This is a genomic window from Rhodococcus sp. R1101 (genome assembly GCF_000278445.1).
In the GTDB taxonomy this organism is placed as follows: Bacteria; Actinomycetota; Actinomycetes; order Mycobacteriales; family Mycobacteriaceae; genus Rhodococcus; species Rhodococcus gordoniae.
The window spans coordinates 1-8,714 of the sequence record NZ_AJVB01000137.1 but is presented as its reverse complement, the minus strand read 5'-3'; the positions used below and the strand labels follow the sequence as shown (position 1 = coordinate 8,714).

The window sequence follows — 8,714 nt, the reverse complement described above, 5'->3', positions numbered from 1 at the left end:
GACCTTGCGCGGCAGATCGACGGCGGATTGTTCGAGGTGGTGGGCCGGCGCAGCCGATTCGTCAAGCTCTTCGGGCTGCGGCTCGACCTGCAACAGATCGAGTCGACTCTCGCACAGGAGGGCCTGACGGCCTGCTGCGTCGGTGGTACGGACGAACTGATCGTGGCGGTCGAAGGTGCGAGCGATATCGACGAGATCCGGTCCGCGAGCGCCCGGGCCTGCGGTCTTCCCGTCGCCGCGGTGCGGGTGTGCCTCGTCGACGAACTTCCACGGACCAGCACGGGCAAACCCGACCTTCGGGCGGTGGCCGGGCTGGTCCACGACGCAGCGCCCGTTCCGGTGACGACAACGACCACCGTCGTGGACACGGACGCCCTGCGGACCCTGTATGCCGAGGTGTTGCGCAGTACGCAGGTCACCGACGACAGCTCGTTCGTGAGCCTCGGCGGCGATTCCCTGTCCTATGTGCAGATGTCCCTCCGACTCGAGCGGATGCTCGGCTGTCTTCCCGAGAACTGGCACACCACCGCGATCAAGGATTTCGTACCCGCGCCCCGACGACGATGGTGGCGGACGGTCGAGACCAACGTGCTGCTCCGCGCCGTCGCGATCGTGCTCATCGTGGGATCACACATTCGGCTGTTCGGGGCGCTCGGCGGCGCGCATGTGCTCCTCGGGGTCGCCGGCTACAACTTCGCCCGCTTCCATCTCGCCACTCCCCGGACCGAACGGGTACGCCATGTCCTGGGCAGCGTGGCCCGAATCGCCGTCCCCAGCATGCTGTGGCTCGCTGCCGTGATCGCACTGACCGGCGACTATCTCGTGACCAGCGCCTTCTTGCTCAACGGCATTCTCGGACCCGACGGGTGGACGCCGGAATGGCGGTACTGGTTCATCGAAGCGATCGTCTACATCCTGCTCGTCGTCATCGCGGTGTTGTCCATCCCGCTCGTCGATCGCATCGAGCGCCAACACTCGTTCTGGTTCGCCATCGGATTGGTGGGCGTGGGTCTGCTCCCCCGCTACGGCATCGTCGAGCTCGGCGACGGCAACAATCTCATCCTGAGTGCCTCGATGGTCTTCTGGCTGTTCGCCCTGGGTTGGGCCGCCGCCACGGCGACGACCGTGTGGCACCGGGTGGGCGTCACCGCCGTGATCGCAGCCACTGTGCCCGGATACTTCTCCGGCGACCTCCAGCGAGAGCTCCTCGTCATAGGTGGGCTGTGCCTGCTGGTGTGGCTCGACTCCGTTCCCTGCCCACCTGCACTGAGCAGGATCGCAGGGGTGCTGGCAAGCGCATCTCTCTACATCTACCTGACGCACTTCCAGGTGTACCTACCGTTGCGAGAAGACCATCCTTGGCTGGCCTTCGCTCTGTCGATCCTCGTCGGCATTCTCTTCTGGCAAGGAGTGACAGCCGTCCTCTCCCTGCGCCGACGGCTCGGCATCCCGCGATCGAGAGGCGACCGGGAGCCGATCGTCTCCACCGATAGTTCGTCTCGCACCTCCGCAACCGAGGCACACACAGCCGCCGGCAGCCGGTCGCAGTGAAGCTCGGACTCCCGGAGCGCTACCAGCGAGAGCAGGTGCTACCGAGTCGATCCGGATCGCGAACCCGGTTCCGATTATTAGGCTTGCCAATCCTTCGAGTAGCATCGTTTTCCTGACGACGGGTGGGAGATTTCCCGCTGTACAAGAGGACGGACACACCATGAGGATTCGGACCGGACTGATATCGGGAGTGGCTCTGGCCACCGCCGCGGTGCTGACACTGTCGGCGTGCTCGGAGTCCGGTTCGGATGGCGGAGCCGATTCGGACACCGCCAACCAGATCACCGTGTACAACGCCCAACACGAGTCACTGACCCAGGAATGGGCCGACGCCTTCACCGCCGAGACCGGCATCGAGGTAGAACTACGCAACGGCAACGACACCGAACTCGGCAACCTCCTCGTCGCCGAAGGTGACCAGTCACCGGCCGACGTCTTCCTCACTGAGAACTCCCCGGCGATGACGCTGGTGGAGAACGCCGGACTCTTCGCCGACGTCGACCAGGACGTCCTCGACCAGGTCCCGAGCCAGTACCGGCCGTCGAGCGGCAAGTGGACCGGCATCGCGGCCCGCTCCACCGTCTTCGCATACAACAAGGACAGCCTGCCCCAGGACCAGCTTCCCGGGTCGCTGCTCGACCTGCAGGACACCGCCTGGAAGGACCGATGGGCCGCGTCGCCGTCGGGCGCCGACTTCCAGGCCATCATCAGCGCGCTGCTCGAACTGAAGGGTGAGGACGCCACCCGCCAGTGGCTGGCCGGGATGAAGGAGAATGTGCGCACCTACCAGGGGAACAACACGGTGATGAAGGCCGTCAACGCCGGGGAGATCCCGGGCGGCGTGATCTACCACTACTACTGGTTCGGGGATCAGTCCAGGACCGGTGAGAACAGCAACAACGTCGCGCTGCACTACTTCAAGAACGAGGATCCGGGCGCGTTCGTCAGCGTCTCGGGCGGCGGCGTCCTGAAATCGAGCACCCAGCAGGACGCAGCGCAGCGGTTCCTGAAGTTCGTCACCGGGAAACAAGGCCAGGAGGTTCTGCAGACCGGGACGTCCTTCGAGTACTCGGTCGGCAGCGATGTGCCGGCGAATCCGGAACTGGTGCCGCTCGCCGATCTGCAGGCCCCGAAGGTCGACCCCGCGAAGCTCAACAGCCCGCAGGTCACCGAACTCATGACGGAAGCCGGCCTGCTCTGAAACTTGCACCGATCGGCCGCACGCGGTCGGGCGACGCGGACACTCCCCGTCGCCCGGCCGCTCGGCCGCGCCCGCCGCTCCCCCTGGCGGTTGCCGCACTGATCGTGGTGGCCGCGTCACTCATCCCACTCGGCTACATCGTCGTGCAGAGCATCGACACGGGCTGGGATACCGCATCCGCGCTGCTGTTCCGCCCCCGCGTCCGCGAACTGCTGACGAACACCGTGCAATTGGTCGTCGTCACGGTGCCCCTCTGCATCGTCGTCGGTGTCCTCGCCGCCTGGCTCGTCGAGCGCACCCGGGTACCGGGAGCGAAGGTGTGGGCGGTGCTCCTCGCGGCACCGCTCGCCGTGCCGGCGTTCGTCAACAGCTATTCGTGGGTGACGCTGATTCCCTCCCTCGGCGGACTGCACGGCGGCGTTCTCATCGCCACCCTCTCCTACTTCCCGCTCGTCTACATTCCGACCGCCGCGACGCTACGTCGGCTCGATCCCGCCGTCGAGGAATCGGCGCGAGCCCTCGGCGTCGGCCCGTGGGCTGTGTTCTTCCGCGTCGTCGTCCCGCAACTGCGCCTTGCCATCGCCGGCGGAGCACTGTTGGTCGCACTGCACCTGCTCGCCGAATACGGCGCGTTCGTCTTCATCCGATTCAACACGTTCACCACGGCGATCTTCGAGCAGTACCAATCGACCTTCAACGGAACCGCAGCGACCATGCTCGCCGGCGTTCTGGTCCTGCTCTGCCTGTCCCTGCTGATCATCGAAGCGGTCGTCCGCGGCAGCGCCCGGTACGCCCGTCTCGGTCCAGGAGCTGCCCGCCGAGCCGTGCCTGCCGAGCTCGGCCCGTGGTACTCACCGATCGCACTGCTGTTCCTCGGGGTTCTGATCGCGTTGTCGGTCGGTGTCCCCGTCGGCAGTGTCCTGCGATGGCTCATCATCGGTGGCGGCGACGTCTGGGAGTGGAACGCCCTGGCCGCCGCGCTGGCGCAGACCCTCGGGTTCGGCATCGTCGGCGCCGTGGTGACCTGTGTACTCGCGTTCCCTATCGCCTGGATCTCGATCCGCCACCGGGGTCGGTTCAGCCGCATCCTCGAGGGCGGCACCTACATTTCCAGTTCGCTGCCCGGCATCGTCGTGGCACTGGCGTTCGTCACGGTCACCATCCGTTATCTCCCTCCGCTCTATCAGAGCGTGACCGTGGTGATCGCCGCCTACGCGCTACTGTTCCTGCCACGCGCACTGGTCAATCTGCGGGCGGGACTCGCCCAGGCCCCTGTCGGGCTCGAAGAGGCCGCCCAGTCGCTCGGCCTGTCCCCACTCTCGGCGTTCTTCCGGGTGACCTTGCGGCTGGCGGCCCCGGCCATGGCCGCCGGTGGCGCGCTGGTGTTCCTGGGTATCGTCAACGAACTGACCGCCACCTTGCTGCTGGCTCCGACCGGTACCCGCACTCTCTCCATGCAGTTCTGGTCCCTGAGCAGCGAGATCGACTACGCCGGCGCCGCACCGTATGCACTGCTCATGATCGTGCTGTCGCTGCCCATGACCTACCTGCTTTTCTCTCAGTCGAAGAAGGTGGCGGGACTATGACCTACGCCCTCGAAGTGGCCGCACTCGACAAGTCCTTCGGCGCCACGCCGGTCCTGCGGCACGTCGGGTTCTCCGTGAAGGCGGGCTCGACCACGGCGATCGTGGGCCCGTCCGGCTGCGGCAAAACCACCCTGCTCCGCCTGATCGCGGGTTTCGAGAAACCGGATTCCGGCACCATCGCGCTGGCCGGCCGGATCGTCGCAGGCGGTGGTTGGACGCCCGCGCACCGGCGTTCGGTGGGCTACGTCGCCCAGGACGGTGCGCTGTTTCCGCACGCCACCGTGGGAGCGAACGTCGGTTTCGGCCTTCCCCGCCGGGCCCGCACCCCAGCGAAGATCACCGAACTGCTCGAGATGGTCTCCCTCGACGCCTCGTACGCGTCCCGACGACCCGATCAGCTGTCGGGCGGGCAGCAGCAACGAGTGGCCCTCGCGCGGGCACTGGCGCGCGAACCGGAACTGATGCTGCTCGACGAGCCGTTCTCCGCGCTGGACGCCGGCCTGCGGGCGAGCACTCGCAGGATCGTCGCCGACGTTCTCGCCAAGGCCGGGATCACCACCATCCTGGTGACCCACGATCAATCCGAGGCGCTGTCGTTCGCCGACCGGGTCGCGGTGATGAATGCAGGTCGGCTCGCCCAGATCGGCACCCCCCGCGAGATCTATTCCGCCCCCATCGACGTCACCACCGCGCAGTTCATCGGTGACGCCGTCGTCCTGCCGGCTCGTATCGACGGCGGAACGGCACGCTGCGCGCTCGGCGAGATCCCGGTGTCCGCGAACGGTGTCCACGGACGCGCCCAGGTCATGGTGCGGCCCGAGCAGATCGAGCTCACCCTGGATGGCGCCGATGTGTCCGGGATGGTCGTCGATGTCGAGTATCTCGGATCGGAGATGCTCATCGGTATCCGCCTCGACGCCCCCGACGGCGCGGTCCCCGAACGTGTCACCGTGCGCCGCTTCGGTGCCACCACCCTCGATCCGGGCGACCGCGTCGGCATTCGAGTACTCGGCACCGGTGTGGCATACCCGGCTCGGTCTCTCGAGTCGGCACCGGTCATCGGAGAATGGCAGCCTCCCGGCCTACAGCCCTGACGACATTCGAGCGCTCCTGTCGGCGACCTCCAGGTCGTACCTGCTTCAAGACCGTGCGGTGACAACGCGGTCGTCGAGGAACTCCTTCAATCCGTCACTGAAAACGTCATTGTCGTCACCAGCGACCATGTGGCCCGCGCCCGTGACATCGATCAGCGTGGCGGTCGGGATCAGGTCGAGCCCAGCCGTCCGTCGCCAGCCTCCGGCCGGTGTTGCGCCAGGAGTGCCGGGTCTGCCCGCCACCGTGCAGCAACAACACCACACCCTTGCGGTCGATACCCGATCCGTTGTCGCTCGCAGTGGGTGGGTCCCACCGATCCGCGGCAAGTACGACACCGTGGCCGTGAAATTCGCACCGGGTGGCAATCGGATCCATGAGTCCCTCACCAACATTGTCGAGTCGAGTATTCACATCGATGGTGCACTACGCGGTAAACGGCGATTCACCCGCACCGGTCTACTCACCACCGAGCTCCGATCACGTCGTGGAACCATCCTCTCGGCGGCAGCACCACAACAGAATTCGGACACGGGCCCTCGCCCTGGATGTCACCATCCGCGAGGTCGATTCACCGACGACACCGGCGAAGCTCGTCCGCACACGGTAATGATGACTACAAGCGTTGCTCCACTGCATCATTCGTCGTTCACGAGATCGGGTCACACCATCCGATCGAAGCGAACAGGGTCGCGCAGGGGTCGGCTCCATCGGATCGGTCGTTGCACTCCGCACTACCAGCCGGGGACTGCGAAATTTGCGTAACGTGTAGACGCAGAACAACTTTCAGAATGCCGACAGGCCGGAGATCGCAAAGTTGAGAAAAGCCTCGAAGGTCTTGTCGGGGTCCGCGGCACCGCCCTGCTCGTTCAGCGCACCGGTCGTCTCACCGAGGATGAAACCGGCCAGGAGGGCAAAGAGGGTCTTGCGGGCATAGACCTGTTCTTCCTCATCGACACCGGCGTTGGCGAGAACCCGGTCGAGCGCTCTCCAGAGGAGATGATCGCTTCCGGTCACCTCCGGATGCGACAGCGCGTAGAGCCATAGAGACGGATGTCGGCGCGCACTGGTGCGACACGCATAGCCGAGCGCCCGGAGCTGCTCTGTCCACGGAGCCTCGTCATCATCAGGCACATCCAGCTGGAGGGCAACCAAGGCGCACACCCGCCGGAGAAGGGCGGTCTTGTTGTCGACGTGGTGGTAGAGCGACATCGGGTTGACGTCGAGTTCGACCGCCAGCTTGCGCATGGACAGTCCCTCCACCCCGATCGCATCGATGAGGCGCAGAGCTGTCGAATAGATCTCTTCCGGAGTCAAGGGTGCACCCCGATGCGCACTGGCGGCCATACGCCGTATGCTAGCGAGCGCCATACAGTGTATGGCTGGTGGTGGTACAGCCACCCGCCCCGGCCCGAAGGAGTCTCCCGTGTCCGCGACTCGCTCCGTCCCCAGCCTGCGAGGAGTGCCCATCCTCGGCAACGCCCTCCAGCTTGCCGGCGACGTACCCACCGACTTCCTGGTAGAAGCGGCCCAGGAGCATCCCGAGGGCATCTTTCAGGTGGACATCCTCGGTCACCGGGCGATGTTCGTCTACGATCCCGACCTCGTTGCCGAGGTCTGCGACGAGACACGGTTCTACAAGAGCATCGCGCCACCACTGTCGCTCGTGCGCGACTTCGCCGGCGACGGATTGTTCACTGCACGCGGCAACGAACCGGTTTGGGGTCAGGCACACCGCATCCTGATGCCCGCATTCGGACAGCGGTCCATGAAGGCCTACTTCGCGGAGATGCTCGAGGTCGCCGAAGCCCTGACCGCATCCTGGGCTCGGAGGGAAGGCGAAGACCTGCCCGTCGCCGACGACATGACTCGTCTGACCTTGGACACCATTGCGCTCACCGGCTTCGGCTTCCGATTCGAATCCTTCACCTCCCCACAACTTCATCCCTTCCTTCAAGCGATGAGCAACGCCTTGACCGAGGCCATGGTCCGCGCTCGGCAGCCCCGACTGATTACCAGAATGCGCACCACACGCGACGAGACCTACCGAGCCGACATCCGTGCCATGCAGGAACTGGTGGACGAAGTCATCCGCCGGCGCCGCGGATGCGACCACGCCGGTAGAACGGACCTTCTCGGTTTGATGCTCGACGCCACCGACCCCCGAACCGGGCAGGCGTTGCCCGACGAGAACATCCGCAATCAGGTGCTGACATTCCTCATCGCCGGACACGAGACGACCAGTGGACTGCTCTCCTTCGCCCTGTACAACCTGCTGCGCAACCCCCATGCGCTCGCCCAGGCGTACCGCGAGGTCGACCGGCTGCTTCCCGACGGCACCGCGCCGACATACGAAGCGATCATGAAACTGGACGTGATCCCCCGGGTGCTGGAGGAAACGCTCCGAATCTGGTCACCCATCCCCGGCATCATCCTCGAGCCGTTCTCCGACACCGAGATCGGCCACTATCCGATCCGCAAAGGTCAACAGATCTTCGTGTTGCTGCCGGCCCTGCACCGGCACCCGAAGGCGTGGGACAGGCCGGACGATTTCGACATCGACAGGTGTCTTCCCGAACGCAGAAACGCGCACCACCCCGCAGCATACAAACCGTTCGGAAACGGCGAACGCGCCTGTATAGGACGCCAGTTCGCTCTCACCGAAGCCAGGCTGGCTCTCGCGCTGATCCTGCAACAGTTCGCGATCGGTGATCCGCGTGCCTACCGAATGAAGCTCAAGCAGACCCTCACTCTCAAACCGGACGGTTTCACCGTCCGCGTCCGGAAACGCCGGCCTCATGAACGGGCCACCGAGCACACGCCTGTCGCGGCGACAACCCCCGAGGAACCGATCGACCCGGTCTCCGCCGGTACCGTCCTGACGATCGCGTACGGTTCCAACCTCGGCACCTGCGCCGATATCTCCGAACGGCTCGCCGAGCGGGCAGACAGATCCGGTTTCGACGTTCGCGTGATCACCCTCGACGAACTTGCTGCCGAACCGCCCCGTGAGGGGATTCTCGCCGTGATCGCCGCCAGCTACAACGGCCGAGCACCCGACAATGCCCAACTCTTCGATGCCTGTGACGAACTGCCGTCCCTGCACGACATACGACTCGCGTTGCTCGGCTGCGGCGACACTCAGTGGCCCACCTACCAGGCCTTTCCTCGACGGGCCTACGCCAAGCTGACCGCGGCGGGAGCGGTGCCTCTGGTCGACCGGGGCGAGGCCGACGCAGCCGGTGATTTCGACGGTGGTGTCAGCGCGTGGACCACTGCACTGT

Annotated in this window: 6 protein-coding genes and 1 pseudogene; 5 read left to right on the top strand and 2 right to left on the bottom strand. The window is 65.5% G+C overall.

The features are described from left to right. The 4 genes from R1101_RS26430 to R1101_RS0111115 form a co-directional block, all read left to right on the top strand. Positions 1 to 1,551: phosphopantetheine-binding protein (locus R1101_RS26430; protein WP_016933509.1), on the top strand; the 1,551-nt coding region annotated here is incomplete at its 5' end. 160 nt (positions 1,552 to 1,711) lie between these two features. After that, complete coding sequence (locus tag R1101_RS0111125; RefSeq protein WP_026003146.1) at positions 1,712 to 2,752, top strand: iron ABC transporter substrate-binding protein; 1,041 nt, start codon at positions 1,712 to 1,714, stop codon at positions 2,750 to 2,752. 83 nt (positions 2,753 to 2,835) lie between these two features. After that, positions 2,836 to 4,338: an ABC transporter permease gene (locus tag R1101_RS0111120; protein WP_037222918.1), complete on the top strand. Its 1,503-nt coding sequence runs from the start codon at positions 2,836 to 2,838 to the stop codon at positions 4,336 to 4,338. Next, entirely contained in the window at positions 4,335 to 5,432 is a 1,098-nt protein-coding gene (locus R1101_RS0111115) for an ABC transporter ATP-binding protein (RefSeq protein ID WP_016933506.1), read from the top strand. Before R1101_RS0111120 ends, R1101_RS0111115 begins: the two co-directional genes overlap by 4 nt. 45 nt (positions 5,433 to 5,477) lie before the next feature. Here R1101_RS0111115 and R1101_RS31505 read toward each other — a convergent pair. Both R1101_RS31505 and R1101_RS29240 read right to left on the bottom strand, forming a co-directional pair. Then, a pseudogene (locus R1101_RS31505) lies at positions 5,478 to 5,612 on the bottom strand (alpha/beta fold hydrolase); the annotation flags it as partial. Positions 5,613 to 6,216: 604 nt separating this feature from the next. Then, positions 6,217 to 6,777 (bottom strand): TetR/AcrR family transcriptional regulator, encoded by a 561-nt coding sequence (locus R1101_RS29240; protein WP_016933505.1) that lies wholly within the window; start codon positions 6,775 to 6,777, stop codon positions 6,217 to 6,219. Between the two features lie 79 nt (positions 6,778 to 6,856). Between R1101_RS29240 and R1101_RS26420 the strand changes: the two genes are divergently transcribed. Continuing rightward, positions 6,857 to 8,714, top strand: a 1,858-nt coding sequence (locus R1101_RS26420; RefSeq protein ID WP_037222920.1) for a cytochrome P450, incomplete at its 3' end; no start/stop codon positions are given.